This is a genomic window from Mesorhizobium prunaredense (assembly GCF_900156895.1).
Taxonomy (GTDB): domain Bacteria; phylum Pseudomonadota; class Alphaproteobacteria; order Rhizobiales; family Rhizobiaceae; genus Mesorhizobium; species Mesorhizobium prunaredense.
On the sequence record NZ_FTPD01000026.1, the window covers coordinates 1 to 16,637 of the forward strand.

The 16,637-nt window shown below is 61.7% G+C and carries 12 protein-coding genes and 1 pseudogene; 8 read left to right on the forward strand and 5 right to left on the reverse strand.

The window, feature by feature from the left end:
- Positions 1–308: pseudogene (locus tag BQ8794_RS20475) on the reverse strand (hypothetical protein); the annotation flags it as partial.
- 222 nt (positions 309–530) lie between these two features.
- On the opposite strand from BQ8794_RS20475, the gene BQ8794_RS20480 reads away from it, so the two are divergent.
- Positions 531–1,058 carry a transglutaminase-like cysteine peptidase gene (locus tag BQ8794_RS20480; RefSeq protein WP_244555051.1) on the forward strand — a complete coding sequence of 176 codons (528 nt, stop codon included), beginning with the start codon at positions 531–533 and terminating at the stop codon, positions 1,056–1,058.
- 197 nt (positions 1,059–1,255) lie between these two features.
- On the opposite strand, the gene BQ8794_RS20485 is transcribed toward BQ8794_RS20480, so the two are convergent.
- Both BQ8794_RS20485 and BQ8794_RS20490 read right to left on the reverse strand, forming a co-directional pair.
- The gene (locus BQ8794_RS20485; RefSeq protein WP_027156248.1) at positions 1,256–1,738 is read right to left on the reverse strand and encodes a hypothetical protein; all 483 of its coding nucleotides are present in this window, start codon (positions 1,736–1,738) and stop codon (positions 1,256–1,258) included.
- An 8-nt stretch (positions 1,739–1,746) separates the two neighbouring features.
- The gene (locus BQ8794_RS20490) at positions 1,747–2,457 is read right to left on the reverse strand and encodes a response regulator transcription factor (protein ID WP_244555040.1); all 711 of its coding nucleotides are present in this window, start codon (positions 2,455–2,457) and stop codon (positions 1,747–1,749) included.
- Positions 2,458–3,183: 726 nt separating this feature from the next.
- On the opposite strand from BQ8794_RS20490, the gene BQ8794_RS20495 reads away from it, so the two are divergent.
- The 5 genes from BQ8794_RS20495 (at position 3,184) to BQ8794_RS20515 (ending at position 13,532) form a co-directional block, all read left to right on the forward strand.
- Positions 3,184–5,283, forward strand: a complete 2,100-nt coding sequence (locus BQ8794_RS20495) for a hypothetical protein (protein WP_077380509.1) — start codon at positions 3,184–3,186, stop codon at positions 5,281–5,283.
- Between the two features lie 146 nt (positions 5,284–5,429).
- Complete coding sequence (locus BQ8794_RS20500) at positions 5,430–7,433, forward strand: hypothetical protein (protein WP_077380510.1); 2,004 nt, start codon at positions 5,430–5,432, stop codon at positions 7,431–7,433.
- A 718-nt stretch (positions 7,434–8,151) separates the two neighbouring features.
- On the forward strand, positions 8,152–10,473 hold the full coding sequence (locus BQ8794_RS20505; RefSeq protein WP_425293562.1) for a type I secretion system permease/ATPase: 2,322 nt from the start codon (positions 8,152–8,154) through the stop codon (positions 10,471–10,473).
- 12 nt (positions 10,474–10,485) lie between these two features.
- Positions 10,486–11,823: an HlyD family type I secretion periplasmic adaptor subunit gene (locus tag BQ8794_RS20510; RefSeq protein WP_077380511.1), complete on the forward strand. Its 1,338-nt coding sequence runs from the start codon at positions 10,486–10,488 to the stop codon at positions 11,821–11,823.
- Positions 11,824–11,843: 20 nt separating this feature from the next.
- A complete protein-coding gene (locus tag BQ8794_RS20515; protein ID WP_077380512.1) occupies positions 11,844–13,532 on the forward strand; it encodes a GNAT family N-acetyltransferase in 1,689 nt (562 codons plus the stop codon).
- Positions 13,533–13,590: 58 nt separating this feature from the next.
- On the opposite strand, the gene BQ8794_RS20520 is transcribed toward BQ8794_RS20515, so the two are convergent.
- Complete coding sequence (locus BQ8794_RS20520) at positions 13,591–14,250, reverse strand: DUF2161 domain-containing phosphodiesterase (protein WP_077380513.1); 660 nt, start codon at positions 14,248–14,250, stop codon at positions 13,591–13,593.
- Between the two features lie 135 nt (positions 14,251–14,385).
- Positions 14,386–14,682 (reverse strand): DUF982 domain-containing protein, encoded by a 297-nt coding sequence (locus BQ8794_RS20525; RefSeq protein WP_077380514.1) that lies wholly within the window; start codon positions 14,680–14,682, stop codon positions 14,386–14,388.
- Between the two features lie 308 nt (positions 14,683–14,990).
- On the opposite strand from BQ8794_RS20525, the gene map reads away from it, so the two are divergent.
- Positions 14,991–15,818 (forward strand): type I methionyl aminopeptidase, encoded by an 828-nt coding sequence (gene map / locus BQ8794_RS20530; protein WP_077380515.1) that lies wholly within the window; start codon positions 14,991–14,993, stop codon positions 15,816–15,818.
- Positions 15,819–15,883: 65 nt separating this feature from the next.
- A complete protein-coding gene (locus BQ8794_RS20535; RefSeq protein ID WP_077380516.1) occupies positions 15,884–16,546 on the forward strand; it encodes a JAB domain-containing protein in 663 nt (220 codons plus the stop codon).
- The last annotated feature ends 91 nt before the right edge of the window (positions 16,547–16,637 follow it).

Here is a 16,637-nt window from a genome sequence, read left to right on the forward strand (position 1 = left end):
CGATTACCACGGCCCTTGTCGCCGTCGCCATCGCCGTCACCGCCATCGTTCAAGGCGGCGGCGACAAGGGCCGTGGTAATCGGCGGGCACATGTCGATCTGTTCGGCGGAAAGAATGCTGGTGCGGTTGGATGCAATACAGCAAAGCGCGAAATTGGCTTCAGTAAGAGGTTGGCACTGTGCGGCCGCAAGCCGCGGACGTGGACTCTGCTGCGCGGTTGCCGGTGCGATCATTGCCACCGTGAAGGCGGCGGATGAAAGGAGCAGTATTCTTAGAATCGTGCTTGAGACGCCTGGGTACAGGTGCATTTTCTTCCTCCTTTTGAGGGAAAAAAGGCGCTCCCGTCCCCTTTGGTTGCGCGAAAGGGTCAATGTTACCGACCATCGGTAACACTTTATTAAGTATGCCAAACAATTTGTTCCTGCGCAATTGCGATTCTCAGGGTTGATTTACCAGACCCCTTCAAGATTATGGCGACCCACCAAAGGGGACACTAAGTGATTCGTTCAGCGACGCTTCTCGCGGCGGCCATTTTGCTGGCCGGCTGCAACAATCAAACCACCGGAACAGCAACGAAGATGCCCACGCAAGGCTACGCCTTTGCACCGGCCGCCTTCTACAAATTCTGCGCCAGCGATCCGGCGCTCTGCAGCACCCGCGGCAAGGTCAAAGCGGTCGAACTCACGCCGAGGCTGGAAGCGGAACTTGCGAGCGTGAACAGCTCGGTCAATCGCCGCATCAGTGAGAGAGGCGACAGAGACTCCGCAGGCCAAGCCGACGTCTGGGGCTTGCCGACCGGCGAAGGCGACTGCGAGGATTTCGCCATCCTCAAGAAAGCCGAGTTGTTGAAACGCGGGTGGCCCGCATCCACCCTGTTGCTGACCGTTGCGACGCTCGGCGGCGCAGGTCATACGGTCCTGACGGTGCGGACGAACCAGGGCGATCTGGTGCTGGATAACAGGACGGGCGCGATCAGGAATTGGTCACGGACGTCGTACCGTTACTTTGCTCGGCAGTCCCAGTCCGAGAACGGCAAGTGGACGCGGATAAAAACCTGACACCCGTGCCTTGATCGCCCCGCGCCGATTTCGCCGCAGTGCAACCAGATCTATCTTCCATCTGGCGTCCTCAGCCCGACGGTTGGCCGCGACCGTCACCGGCTCTGTGCGATAATGCGTCCAGGCAGACGTCACGGCGGCCCGGCCCCGATCGCGGTCTACGTCAACCTCGATGCGCGGCGTCACAGGACAAGCGTTCAATGCGGAAAGGAATTGCTTTCGACGACCCGCCAAATATCCTTGTTGATTGCGCTGATCGCCTGGATGGAGGCGCTGATCCGCTTCATCTCGGAATCGTCGAGTTCTTCGATCTTTCCATATTTGATGGCATCCTTGCTGTCGAAGATGCGCATTAGTTGCGTGCTCGCGTGCGTTCCCGTTTCGTCGAACGAATAGATGCAGTGGCTGTATTTGTTGCGCAGCTTTCCCTGGCGGGTAAGCTGACTGGCGATCTCCAGAACCTGGCGTCGGCATTCAACCGGTGTTCCCGCCATCTTCGCCAACCGCTCGACCAACTCGATCCGTGCACGCGTGGTGTTCAGCGTCAGGAAAATGACGATCGCAGTCTCCTTGTCTACTTTCGCCAGACCGGCAATCAGGTAAATCAGCAAGCTTTCCGTGTTGGTCCATGTGTAGTTCAATTGACCAACAAGCAGTAAAATCTCCTGGAAGCGCGGCATCGACCTGCTCACGTGAGAGTTGAGATCACCGGGCGATCCGCACTGGGAACCATTCCAGCGGCCGCAACCCGTCGGGCATGAAAAAGGGCTGCGGCTTCAGTCCTGTTGTGGGCGCCCAGCTTGTTGATGATGTTGTGCATATGAATTTTGACGGTGTGTTCGGAAAGGCGAAGCGCGGCGGCAATGGTTTTGTTCTGCAGTCCCTGCGACGCCATCTCCAGGATCTGACTCTCCCGACATGTCAGTTGGCCAGACTCCTCGAATGCGGCTTGCCGTTTGATGGCGGGCTTCGACTCCTTCGCCTCGCTATGGGGCATGCCGTTGTTCAGGTACGGCTGAAACATGGCCAAGGGGAAATATTCGCCTCCGCGCAGCATGAGCCTGATCACGGAAAGCCACACATCCAGCTTCAGGTTCATGGGAAGCACGCCGCGCACCACTCGCGACGCAAAGACCTCATCGGGGATAAGCGGCCTCCTGCCGTCGTCCTGCATCACAGCGGTCATGGCTGCCGGGTGGAAGCGGGCCAGCTGGGCGGAACAGGAATCGATCTCGCTCAGAAACACCGCATCGATCAGAATAAGGGAAACCGAAGGTTCGAACGCCGTCCAGGTGGCGGACAGGTCGCGAACGCGCTCAACCCCGATCCACGGGAATTCTCTTTCGACGGCATGCACCAGGCTCTCGGAGATCGTGTCGTCAGGGGCGATGAACAGCAAGGTTCGTCGGGCCCAGGATTCTCTATCGGCGGAATCAGCTCGACCTCGTCCGCTCGCCTCCACCCCGTCCACCCCATTCATGGCCCACCTGTCTACTAACAAGCACTAAAGGCCGGGAACCCCTAACCCGGACGACACACGTTAACGACTTCCTAACTCAAAACTAGGCGAAAAAATATAGTCCTGACGAGCTAGGCAATTGCTGGGAGACCGCGGCGCGGCGCGCAATGTCCGCCATTCACGATTGCTACCGACCTAGTTTTCCCTCCAGGATTTAAGCCTTCATGGCGAGCAGATCGTCCCGAACGGGCTAGCTCCAACTATCAGCTTACAATTTACGGCTGACGGTCACAAACTTCCAATGTTCCGTATTGGGAGTTTTGGGGAACATCCAGAGATTCACGAGAGCAGCGAGCGACCGCACCGTTGGGCGGCGCAGGTGGAAACTCGTGCGCAATCTGGCTGCCTCGCTCCCCCGTCAAAGGGAGGTGACGCCATAAAAACAGACGATGACCGGATCTCCGGCCTTAGTCCCCTAGGCGCAGGCGATCCAAAACCAACCACATGAAAACTTAATGGCCGCGAGCAGCCCAAGACCACGTCAGATTGAATGTGGTTCGGTTGTCGCGGCCTCTTACCGAGAAAACTTAACGGCCGCGAGCAGCCCAAGACCACGTCAGATTGAATGTGGTTCGGTTGTCGTGGCCTCTAACCGAGGGAACGACAATGACTACTCGCAACAGCAATAACTCCAACACCGGTTGGCAGTTCATCGGCGATGTCTCCGATGACGACACCACAATCGATATCGGAGATGGCGATGCCAAGAGCGACGCCAGCGCCGACGCCAAGAGCGACGCCAGCGCCGACGCCAAATCCGATGCCGATGCAAAATCCGCCGCTGACTCCAAGAGCGACGCCGACGCCACCGGTGTAGGCGTCGGCGTAGGTGTGGGTGTCGGAGCTGGTATCGGCATTGGCGACGCTACGGCCAATTCGACCAGCAACAACACCAACAATAACGGCAATAACAACAGCAATTCGAGCAGCAACAGCAACAGCAACAGCAGCAACAACAGCAACACCAATACCAACACCAACAACGTAAACACCAATGTTAACGCCAATGTTAGCGCCACCGCGTCGTCCGACGGAAAGCAGGACGACGATTTCATTGACCTCGACGACGTGAATGTCGGCCTCGGCGGCGTCATGATGTTCAGCCGCGACGGCGACATCAGCTTCGATCCGGGCGATGACGTCAGCTTCTCGGACGTGCTGAACGGCGCGTTTGCCGGGGCTGGCAATGGCCACAGCGCCACCATCATCAACCAGACCGGTGACATGAAGGACAACGACTATCTCGGCAGCGCGACGGTCCAGAATAACGGCTACTTCGGCAACAAGGGCGACGCCAAGGGTGGTTACGCCAAGTCCGACGAAGGCATTGATGCCGGCGGCGACGGCGGCCATGCTGGCGATTCGGTCGCTTTGGGTGGCTTCGGCGCCAAGGGCGGCGATGCCGATACCGGCAACGCCAAGGCTGGCGACGCCAAGGGCGGCGGTGTGGCCGTGAGCGTGCCGATTGTCGTCGGCTCCGCTGACGCCAAGTCCGACGGCGGCAACGCTTATGGCGGCGACGCCGTGCCGATCGCGGTTAGCGGCGACGCCAAGGGCGGCGACGCGTCCGGCGTGGCTGTCGGCGCAGGCCTCGGCGGTGACGGCAAGGGCGGCTACGGCGACAGCGACGCCAAGGGCGGCGACAGCGGCGACGCCAAGGGCGGCGAAGGCGGCGACGGCGTCGGGCTCGGCCTGGGCTTCGGCCTGGGTGTCGGCGTCGGCGGCGACTCCAAGGCCGACGGCGGCGATGCCGACGCCAAGGGCGGCGATGCTGGCGCGCTTGGCTTTGCCGACGCCAAGGGCGGCGACGGCGGCAACGGCGGCAACGGCGGCAACGGCGGCAACTCGACCGCGGTACCTATCGCCCTGGCGCTGATGGACGATGCCGAGGCTGGCAGCGACAACGATCCCTCTTGGGGTGGGAACAAAAGCAGTGACAACGTCGCCGTGGCTATCCCGATCGCCGCGAATGGCGACACCGATGCCGGTAACACCGGTGGCGGCGGCGGCGGTGGCGGCGGTGGCGGTGGCGGCGGCGCGATTGCCGGCAACTTCGCCGATGTCGAAGGCGGCGCTGCAAGCTCGACTGGCGGCGGCGCAGGTTCGACCGGCGGCGCTGGCTCCGGCTCCGGCTCCGGCGCTGGCACTGGCTCTGGCGTCGGCGGCGCCGGCGGCGGTGCGACCAGCGGCGCGGGTGGGGCTGGCACGAGCGGCGACGCAACCGGCGGTGCCGGCAGCGGCGGAGCCGGCAGCGGCTTTGCGAGCAACGTCGACACCGGTGGCGCAGCCACCAGCGGTGCGGCCACGGCCGGCGCCGCGACTGGCGGCGATGCGACGGGCGGCGCTTCGACGGCGACCGGTGGAACGGGCGCGGTTGCTCTCAGCGGCGCTTGGGCTGACGGAGCGGACGGTGGCTATGCCTGGAGCGGCGACGCCACGGGCGGCGCTGGCGGCAACGGCGGCGCAGCGACTGCGACCGGCGGCGCGGCTGGCGATGGCGGCGGCGGCGGCAGCTGGGGGTCGAATATCGGCCACGACCAGCACATTGAAGCCATAAGCCAGGCCAACGCCAATGGCACCATCGACATGAACGGCTTCAACCAGCAGATCGTGATGGGCGCCAACCTGCAAGGCCACTCGGTCGACATGACTGTAGTGGGCGGCAACCTCACCAGCTCGCTGGTTGGCGAAGACGACGCGACATAACTGGCATGCCGGTTTCGCCGCGGCGAGACCTGCAAAAAAGGGACTGCGCGGGGGAAAACCCCGCGCAGTCTTTCGAACCAGAGAAGAGAAGCGCGACCCGGCGAGGGCGCGGATGATCTCGAAAACCGGAGGAAACTTCCGTGTATATGGACAAGATCACCGAGGCGATCAGCCACTTTGTGGGACTCTTTGAAATCACGCTGGAGCAAGCCCGTCTCAGGAAGGCCTATGACGAATTCAAGGCGGCCCAGGCGGTCGAGGAAGAAACGCCCGAGCTTGCCAATCAGACAGTCAACGTCGACGCAGGATACGATCTGGAGGATTTTGTTCCCTCCATCGAGTATTCGCCGGTTGCACCCAAACTTGTCCTGACGACACCCTGGTCGGATTTCCAGTTCGTCCCTCCAGACATCCCTGCGATCCCGCAGCCGGACGTCGCCTATCCAGGTTTTCTGTTCCACTCGGACGCGCCGCCGATGGGGAGTGCGCCTTCACGCCTGATCCTGCCCCATATCGAGCCCCCTGGCTCGGTGGCGGTCCTTATCAATCAGGAGCTTCGGCTCTCCGATAACGACTATGTCGGCGCTGGCGGACATGGCCTGAAATTCTCTCCCGCAGCCGCCGACCATGCTGCCGAAATGACGGCCTTGCTGGGCGCGGCGGCGGATCTTTCGCCGATCGACGATCTGGAAATGCCGGGTTCGTCCGAGGAGATAGTGGCTGTCATCAAGACAGCCGGCGAACGGCTCAACGGCTATCCGGAGGAAACGGATGGCGAAGCCGATGTTTTCGTCGTCAAGGCTGACGTCATCGAAGGCACTTACGTCAATGGGCAGTCCGTGGACGAAGCGCCCAAGCTCGACGATCACCTCCCGGAGAAGCACCGTCGAGCCGATGAGGAAGAGGACGAGGAAGAAGAGCCCGAGCAACCCTCCTACACGCCTGGGTCCGGAAGCATCGACATCGATGTTTCAGTCGAGCTGGAAGCCGGCGGCAATCTCCTCGTCAACAGCGTTGCGATGGCCAACAATTGGCTGCAGTCGCCGGTTTGCGCGGTGATGGGCGACCATGTCGAGCTCAACGCGATCATTCAGATCAATGTCTCGTGCGACAGCGACCTCGTCAGTGCCTCCATCAACGGTTGGGGCCTGAACGCCACCGATCCGACCCAAGGCTTCAATATCGCGATGTTCAAGCGCATCGATCCGTCGGCGGAAGCTGCGGCGTCGCAGGCCAAGCAGGGTGACTTTCCCAAGCACTGGGTTGTCACCGAGGTCGAAGGCGACCTGCTCATCATGAACTGGATCCAGCAATACACCTTCATGACCGACAATGACGTTTCCGTCCTGTCGTCATCGGGAGTCAAGACGCTGGTGACAGCCGGCGCCAACACGGCGGCTAACGACATTTCGCTGGACGAACTGGGCTTCAATTACGACCTGATCGTCGTCGGCGGAAACATTTATGACGCCAACATCATCCATCAGTTGAACGTGCTCCTGGACAACGACCTGATCGGCGCGGTCGATGGTTTCCAGACAACCGGCGAAGGCGCGGCCTCCACCAGCGACAATCTGCTTTGGAACCAGGCCAACATCGTCAATTACGGCGCCGGCGATCGCTTCGAGGCGATGTCCGAAGCTTATCGCAAGGCGTGTGAAAGCCTGCAGAACGGCAAGGGTGACCTTTCCGACATACTGAACGATGGCGCATTCGCGGGCATCGGGGCGATTCGGGTGCTCTACATCTCCGGCGACATCCTCAATCTGCAATACATCAAACAGACCACCATTCTTGGTGACAGCGATCAGGTGGCCCTGGCCATGAATGCGCTGGCGCATCCGGAGGCGGACTGGACAATTTCGACGGGAACCAACTCGCTGGTCAATTATGCCTACATTGCCGACGTGGATTCCACCGGCAAGACCTATGTAGGCGGCGGCATCTATTCGGACGAGATCCTCATCCAGGCGGAGCTGATTTCCACCGGCCCCGATCTTGGCGGCCAGAATCCCGACGTGCTGGTTAATGAAGCGGTCGCTTTCCTCGATGACGATATGCTGGCGCCGGAAGCCTCTCAAAACGTGGCGTATCCCTCGCTCGTGCCTGAGCAGACCTATTCCGATCCGATGCAAAGCGTTCTCGCGTGATTTTCGAACCGGGGTGGCAGCAATGACCGAAGATCACGATCAAACCGGGCGCGCTTTCGCCCAGGAACCAGAATGGGATCGGCCGGATGACGGCGGCGAAGCAGTCGCGCGAAGCGAGGCGTCCATCGGGGCCGCCGAGCCGATCTCACAGTCTTTGTTTCGTCAGAGCAAGGCGGTCGATCGTTCGGTGGAGGAACTGGACGATGTCGTTGCCGAATTGCGGCGCCTAGTGGACGCCCGGCCAGCCGAAACGCCAATATCGCTTCGCGACGCGACGCCAGCCAAGGTCATCGAACAAGCGCGCCCTTCCACCGCGCCTTTACCTCCTTTACCTGTTGATAGCGCCGCTCAGCCACGCGAGGTGCAACCACCCTATCCGCAAGCAAAAGCGCCGTCGGCTCCGCCGCGGGTCACGCCCACTGCTCCAGCGGCAGACAGTGTTAGAAAGCCCGACCCGATCCGGCCACTGAGCCCTCGGATCTCCGAGCCGGCCCAGCGTGTCGTAGCGCCAATGGAAGAACCTGCGCGCAGGCCCGAGCCGGATATATTGGAACGCAAGACGCCGAACGCACCGAAGGACGAACCCGGCAAGCAGGACCAGCCGAGCGCGCGAGCAGAGCCGCCCACGCAGGAGATCCGGCCACTGAGCCCTCGGATCTCCGAGCCGGCCCAGCGCGCCGTACCACCAAAGGAAGAACCCGCGAAGCCCGAGCCGGAAATGCTGGAACGGAAAACGCCGAACGCGCCGAAGGACGCGCTCGCGAAGCAGGACCAGCCGAGCGCGCGAGAAGAGCCGCCCACGCATCAGATCCTGCCACCGAGCCCTCGGATCTCCGAGCCGGCCCAGCGCGCCGTATCACCAAAGGAAGAACCCGCGCGCAAGCCCGAGCCGGCAATATTGGAACGGAAGACGCCGAGCACACTGCAGGACGCGCCCGCGAAGCAGGACCAGCCGAGCGCGCGAGTAGAGCCGCCCACGCAGGAGATCCGGCCACCAAGCCCTCGGATCTCCGAGCCGACCCAGCGCGCCGTACCACCAAAGGAAGAACCCGCGCGCAAGCCCGAGCCGGAAATATTGGAACGCAAGACGCCGAACGCGCCCAAGGATGCGCCCGGCAAGCAGGACCAGCCGAGCGCGCGAGTAGAGCCGCCCACGCAGGAGATGAAGAGCAAGCCGGTTCTGCCCGGCGTGACAATCGAGGGCGACCGCGGTCCGTTGCTTGCCCGGGAAGTGCCTGGCGGCGGCGGCCCGACCGGAACCGGCAAGGGCGGCGGCGGTGGCGGCGGCAATGGCGGCGGCGGGTTCCACAAGCGTCTCGGCCCAGTCGATCTCTCGGCAAGCCTCACAGCCGGCCTTCGCGCGGTCAAGAAGAACCTCATCGCGGTGATGATCTTCACGATCGCGACCAACGTGCTGGTGCTTGCGATACCTGTCTACCTCTTCCAGATTTCGGATCGCGTCCTGACGAGCCGCTCGGTCGACACCCTGGTGATGCTGACGGTCGTGATTGTCGGTGCGGTCATCCTGCAGTCGATATTTGACGCCATCCGGCGCTTCATCCTCATGCGCACAGCGGTCGAGATCGCCGCGCAATTGGGCGGACCAATCCTCAGCGCAGCTGCCAGGGCTTCACTGCACAGCAACGGGCGCGAATATCAGACGCTGGGGGATCTTCAGCAGCTGCGTACGTTTCTGGTGTCCGGCACGTTGCTGTCTCTTCTCGATGCGCCGATGGCCCCGTTATTCATGCTGGCGATATTTCTGATCCACCCCGACCTCGGCTTCATCGTCGTGGCGACGGCGCTGCTGCTGCTGGCCATCACGCTCGCCAACCAGCGCGCAACCGCCAAGCCGTTCGGCGAGGCCAACACAAGCCAAACCAAAGCCAACCTCCACGTCGATTCGATGTCGCGAAACTCGCAGATCATCAACGCGCTGGCGATGATCCCGGAAGCCGTGTGGATCTGGGGCAAGGATACCGGCAACTCGCTCAAATGGCAGGTCATAGCTCAGGACCGAAACATAGCCTTTGCTTCTCTTTCCAAGGGCGTCCGGCTGCTGACCCAGGTCGTGATGCTCGGCTGGGGCGCTTATCTGGCCATTGAAGGCACGGTCACGGGCGGCATGGTCATCGCCGCGTCAATCATTGCCGGTCGCGCACTTGGCCCGATCGAGGGTGCGATTGAAGGGTGGAACCAGGTTGTGCAGTCACGCGCCGCCTTTGGCCGCATCAGTGCGCTGCTGAAGGAATCCCCGCTGAACTTCGAACGCCTGAAGCTGCCGCGTCCGGAAGGGCGTCTCGATGTCGAGCGGCTGCTGTTCGTGCCGCAAGGAACCAAACGTGTCGTGCTCAATGGCATCGGCTTTGGTCTGGAGGCCGGAGACTCGCTCGCGATCATCGGCAATTCGGGCGCCGGTAAAACGACCCTGGGCAAAATGCTCGTCGGCTCGATCCTTCCAACTTCGGGAAGCGTGCGGCTCGACCTGATGGACCTGCGGAACTGGGATCAGCGGCAATTTGGTGAAAGCATCGGTTACCTTCCTCAGGACGTGCAGCTTTTCCCGGGGTCGATCAAAGCGAACATCGCCAGAATGCGCGAGGACGTCGACGATGGCGCAATTTACGAAGCCGCCAAGCTGGCCGACGTGCACGAACTGATCGCCTCGCTTCCGCATGGCTACGAGACCTTTGTCGCCGCCGATGGCGCGCCGCTTTCTGGCGGGCAGAAGCAGCGCATCGCTTTGGCGCGCGCCTTTTTCGGCGGCCCGAAATTGGTGGTCCTCGACGAGCCGAATTCGAACCTCGACACCGCTGGCGAGTTGGCTTTGTCGCGCGCTCTACAGCAAGCCAAAGAGCAAAAGATCACGATGGTCACGATCACACAGCGGCCTGCTTTGCTGCAGACCGTGGATAAGATCCTGGTGCTCGTCAACGGCACCGTGGCTCTTTTCGGGATGCGTCAGGACGTGCTCCAGGCTTTGGCGGCGCGCGGCATGAGCCTCGATGGCGGCTATTTTGCCAACATTCAGGTCAAATGAGAGAGATCGGCCGTGAAGGAAATAGCCAAGATCGAAGACGCTCAATGGTATGGCGCCGTTCCGCGTTCCATTTGGAAGCAGACGACCGCCGGATTGCTGCTGATGGCCGTCACCTTCGGCGGATTTGGCACCTGGGCATTCACAGCACCCCTCGCAGCCGCGATTATCGCGCAAGGAAGCTTCGTGGCCACTGGGCAGAATAAGATCATCCAGCACCTGGAAGGGGGTATCATCAAGGAGCTTCTGGTTAGCGAAGGCGACCATGTCGTAACCAATCAGCCTTTGGTGCTGCTCGACGAGACGGCCGCGCGGGCAAAGGAACGGCAGCTGTTCTTCCGACAGGCGCGCCTTGAAGCGATCGTGGCGCGCTTGACCGCCGAGGTGCATGGGGCGGAGACTATACAGTTCCCGGCCACAATAACTGAAAATCGCGACGACCCGGAAATTGCTTCGATCGTGCATAGCCAGCGTCTCAACTTCGAGGGCTCGCGCACCAAGTTAAGCAGTGAGATCCGATTGCTCGACCAGAACATCGGAGCCCTGAAGTTCCGGGCGGGCGGCTATGAGCAGTTGCTGAAAGCGGTTACGATACAGCTCAGTCTTCTAAGGGAGGAATACACCGGCAAGAAGACCCTGCTCGACCAAGGGTTGATCCGCGCGACCGAGATCAAGGCGATTCAGCGCGCCATAGCAGATGCCGAAGGGCAGATGGGGCGGCTCTCAGCCGAGATATCCGAGACCGGCGCCCAGGTCGTCAAGCACGAACAGGAGATGCGGCAGACAGAAAACGCCTACCGCCAGGCGGCGCTCGACGAGCTCGAGGGCGTTGAAACCGAACTGGACAGCATCCGCGAACAGTCCCGCGAGGCGCAAAACGTGCTGCGCCGAGCGACGATCCATGCGCCGGTTTCGGGCACTGTCGTGCGGATATTCTACCACACGTCCGGCGGCGTGATCGAGAGCGGCAAGAGCATCATGGAGATCTTGCCGGCGAATGTACCGCTTATCATAGAAGCGCAGGTGCCTCGCACCGAGATCGACAATGTGAAGGTCGGACAGAAAGCGACGGTACGGCTGGTCGCGCTCAACGCGCGCACGACGCCGGTTCTGAACGGCGAAGTTTACTACGTCTCGGCCGACTCGCTCCCCGACGCCTCTGGTCCGACCGCAAAGGAGGTTTATCTGGCGCGCGTCAACCTGCCAGTCAGCGAACTGGCTCGCGTGCCTGGATTTGCTCCGACGCCTGGCATGCCCGCCGAAATTCTCATCCAGACGGCGGAGCGGACCTTTTTCAGCTACCTGTCCAAGCCGATCAAGGACAGCATGGCCAGGGCATTTATGGAGCGCTGATCGTAGAGGCGGGGGTAAATATGCAGATCGACGTCTTAACACGCCCGGAAGAACTGAGCGGGCTTCGCGACAACTGGGACGACCTCTACGCCAGGGATCCCGACGCGCATTTCTTCGTCTCGTGGGACTTTCTTTCCCACTATCTTCGACGCTTCGACGGTGAATGGTTCATTTTGGCGGCGCGCAAGGGGCCGCCGGGCTCTCCCTATGTCGCGCTTCTGCCGCTCCGGCTGCGCACCAGGATGAGGAAGAATACCGGCGAAATCTACCATGAAGTATATATGGGGGGAAACCACGCAGCCGATTATACCGGCATCCTCTGCGCGCCGGAATACGCCTACCGGGCAATCGCGGTTTTCGCGAAGCATCTGAAGACTATGCATTGGGCCAGCCTGCATCTGGAAAACCTGCGGATGTCGGAACGCAGGATAGGCTGGCTGATGGAGCAGTTTTCTGACAATCGGCTGACGATGCGTCGGATGAGGCGCGTCAACCAGGTTGACAATGTTGACAACTGCATATGCCCGGCGATCGACCTCCCGTCCTCATGGGAAGATTATCTTCTGCAGAATCTCAGCACCAACACCCGCCAGAAGATGCGGAGATTTCTCCGGAAGCTGGAGAACTCTGACGAGTTTCGCATAACGCATGCCGACGCCTCTACCATCGAGCGCGATATCGACATCCTGCTCGAGTTCTGGCGCATCAAGTGGACGCCGCGGAAGGGGAACCTCGTTCCCGGCCTGGTCAAGAGCAACCGACTGCTGTTCAGAAAAGCTTTCGAAAGCGGCACGCTGTTCCTGCCTGTGCTGTGGCACGGCGACCGGCCCTTGAGCGCTCTCGCGATCTTCCTCGATCCGGTCAAGAAAAGCATGCTGTTCCACATGGTCGGGCGCGACGAGACGGCCGACATGCTGCCGTCGGGACTGGTCCTGCACGGTTATTGCATCCGCCGCGCAATCGAGAACGGTTTCCGGACATACGATTTCCTGCGCGGCAACGAACCTTACAAATATTCCTTCGGCACTCACGACACCGTCCTCAACTGCACATTGGTGCGAACCAAAACCGGCCGGAACCTTGGCGACCGGCTGGACAGGCGATCCTTGGTCGGCGCGTTGCAGGAGGCGGCCGGCCTCCACAAGAAGCGTTGGGTCATCCAGGCTGAGAACGTCTATCGCCAGATCCTGAACACCGAGCCGACGCATGATCAGGCTCTGTACGGACTCGGTCACGTTCTGGGTACGAAGGGCGATCACCGTCAGGCTGCGGAATGCTTCGGCGCGCTTGCAGCCATGTCGCCGCAATCTATAAACGCCTGGCTTTGCCTGGGCATTGCGCAGCAGTCGCTAAACGACCACTCCGCAGCCATCGAGTCGTTTGGGCGAGCCACGGACCTCGATCCGGGCCTCATCCTGGCGCGTTATGCCCGGGGCCGCAGCCTTCTCGCCCTGCAGCGGACGGATGAGGCGGCCCAGGCTTTCACGCTGGTCCTTGAGAATGGATCGCCCGCGCCCGCGGAAACCGCCCTGCGCGCCAAAGCCCGGCGACAATTGCAGCAGTTGAGGACAGCCAAGCCGCTCTACATTCTAAAGAAACCTGAGCGCGAGAAGCCCGTCATCCAGCCGTCGGTGCCGCTGGGGCTGACGACTCTGCTCACGGTTGCGCGGCCGGCAACCGCAAGCCGCTCCACCTCTTCTGTCGCTTGACGAGGGCTTCGTTGTCTGCCTGCCGCTGCAAGTCGCTCAAACGACTCGTGCCGCCTCGTCATGAAGCCGATTGAGGCCAGCGCTGTAGCGCAGCACGGCCAAGGTCGGTAAGCGCATAAACGCCGCGCTCGGCCCTGGCGAACCAGCCATAGACATTGTGAAGCAGGATATTGGCGGCGCGCGGCGAAATGGTTTTCAGATCGCGCGGGCGCTTCGGGCCGTCGACCATGGCAGCGGCGCAGGCCAGCGCGTCCTGCCGGTAAGCGGTCATCACCGGCGTACGCGAGCCGCCGCCGACTACAGGGTCGCCGCGCCGGCGCCGATGCTCGTCCACCAGGCGCGATCTTCGCCTCGGATCTCGCCGGGGCGGCAAGGCGGCCGGACTGAGCAGCAATTCGACATTGCCGGTGGAGCCGACCCCGAGAAGGCCGAAGCCGAGCCGCCTGCACAGCGCACGAAACCGGCGATCGTGCTCGCGGCCTTTGCCTCGACTTGACATCCTCGCCGCGAGCCAGACCTCGTCGCATGACGCAGCACGGTCAACACCTTGAAGAATGAGCTCGAGGTTGAACTGCAGCTTCAATTCGCAGATGACGAGCACGGGCGGCTCGCCGTCACGCAGTCCAACGACATCGCAGCCGCCAACCTCGCCTTTGACAGTGAAGTCCAGACTCTCAAGAAACTGCTTCACCGGGATGTAAAGAGACGTTTCCTGCATGCGCGACGCATAGCCGATTCGTGGCTGGCTGGCACAGCATCACCGACAGGCTTTGCCACCGAGGGGCAGTTTTGTCACTCGTGAACACATGGAGCTATGCATCAAGCAATTTGCTGGGACTTGCCCGCTCGGCCGTTAAGCCCTCAGCCCCCTCGCCTCGCCAGACCGCTTGCGCGGAACCATCATATCCCTGGCCAGCAGGCGGCTCACCCGGCAGAATGCCATGAACGCCCGGCAAGCCTCCTCGGTCTCGACCAGGTCGACCGTGGCGCCGAAGCAGGCGTTGAACGCGGCCTGATAGACAGGGCCCTGGCGGCGAACCGGCCAGCCTTGCAGGAGATCCAGCGCCTGTTCGACGCTATAGATTTCCTCGACCGGCAGGCCAGGCGCGGTCGTGATGCGCACCGGCACCTCGAATTGCAATCTGTCCATTCCTGTCTCTCCAGAACGCGTTCCCGCAGCAACGCCGCTCGTCGCAAAAAGTTGCTTTGACCGGCTTTTCGCTCGGGGCTCCACTTCTTGCCCAGAAACTTCTTGCTCACAAAATATGTCGTCAGTGCGGACGAACAGCTCGGCATGGGCCGGACACGCACAAGATCGATGCCGCAAAGCGTGAATATCACCGGCTTGAGCCAAATCGCCGGCAGTTCGTCCTTGAACCTGGCGCCGTCCGGTGCCAAATCTGGGAGACTTTTCTCGCGGGCTCATCAGAAGCCCTTTCACCCGGCAAGACGGACACAATGGTCACCTATCTCGACGCCGCCACGGCACCGCTCAGAAACACCGGCCAGATCCGCCTCTATGGCGAAGAAGGCTTTGCCGGCATGCGCAAGGCCTGCGATCTCACCGCGCGCTGCCTCGACGAACTGATGTCGATAGTGGCGCCGGGCGTCACCACCGAAACCATCGACCGCTTCGTCTTCGAGTTCGGCATGGATCACGGCGCATTGCCAGCGACGCTCAACTATCGCGGCTACACGAAGTCGTCCTGCACCTCGATCAACCACGTCGTCTGCCATGGCATCCCCGACAGCAAGCCGTTGAAGGACGGCGACATCGTCAACATCGATGTCACATACATCCTCGATGGCTGGCATGGCGATTCCTCGCGCATGTATCCGGTGGGAACGATCAAGCGCGCCGCCGAGCGCCTGCTCGAGGTCACGCATGAATGCCTGATGCGCGGCATCGCCGCGATCAGGCCCGGCGCCCGCACCGGCGCCATCGGCGCCGCCATCCAGAGCTATGCCGAAGCCGAGCGCTGCTCGGTGGTGCGCGATTTCTGCGGCCACGGCGTCGGCCAGCTCTTTCACGATGCGCCGAACATCCTGCACTATGGCAGCGCCAGCGAGGGCGTCGAGATGCGGCCAGGCATGATCTTCACCGTCGAACCGATGATCAATCTCGGCCGGCCGCACGTAAAAGTGCTGTCGGATGGCTGGACGGCGGTGACACGCGACCGCTCGCTGTCGGCGCAGTACGAGCACACGATCGGCGTCACCGAGACCGGATGCGAGATTTTCACGCTGTCGCCAAAAAACCTCGACCGCCCAGGCCTGCCGGCATAGTGTCCTGCCAGCATAGTGTTTATGCGAGGGCCGGGTCTCTCCGGTGAAGAAAATGCGGGCGGCCTATGGGGAAAACCAGCGACGAAGACGAACGGATCTTCTTTCCCGAAAGACCGATAAAATCGTCCGCGAAAGCCAATACGGTCGATAAGCCGGTCGAAAAGCCGCACTATCTCGGCCATCGCGACCGCTTGCGCCAACGGTTTGCGGCCGGTTCCGACGCCCTCCCCGACTACGAATTGCTGGAGCTCTTGCTGTTTCGCCTGATTCCCCGCGCCGACACCAAGCCCCTCGCCAAGGCATTGCTGGCACGCTTCGGCACGCTGGCGGAGGTGCTTGGCGCGCCCGTCGCACGGCTTGAGGAGGTTAGAGGTATCGGTCCGACGGTGGCGCTCGAGCTGAAGATCGTTGCCGCCACGGCCCAACGCGCGGCGCGTAGCGAGATCAAGGGCCGCGAGGTCTTGTCGTCCTGGACGCAGGTTCTCGGATACTGCCGGTCGGTCATGGCCTTCGAGGAGCGCGAGCAGTTCCGTATCCTGTTTCTCGACAAGAAGAACGCGCTGATCGCCGACGAGGTGCAGCAGGTCGGCACCGTCGACCACACGCCGGTCTATCCGCGCGAAGTGGTCAAGCGCGCGCTCGAACTCTCTGCCACGGCGATCATTCTGGCGCATAATCATCCAAAAATGCCTATTTCGATCCCGCAGGATCACGCTCTATCACACTGATTCATCTGTATTTTTTGACTTGTCGCAGTCCCGGCTAGTGTGGCAGATTCGGGGTGGTTTTCGGGGGATCAAAACCCCTACAGACCCCAGT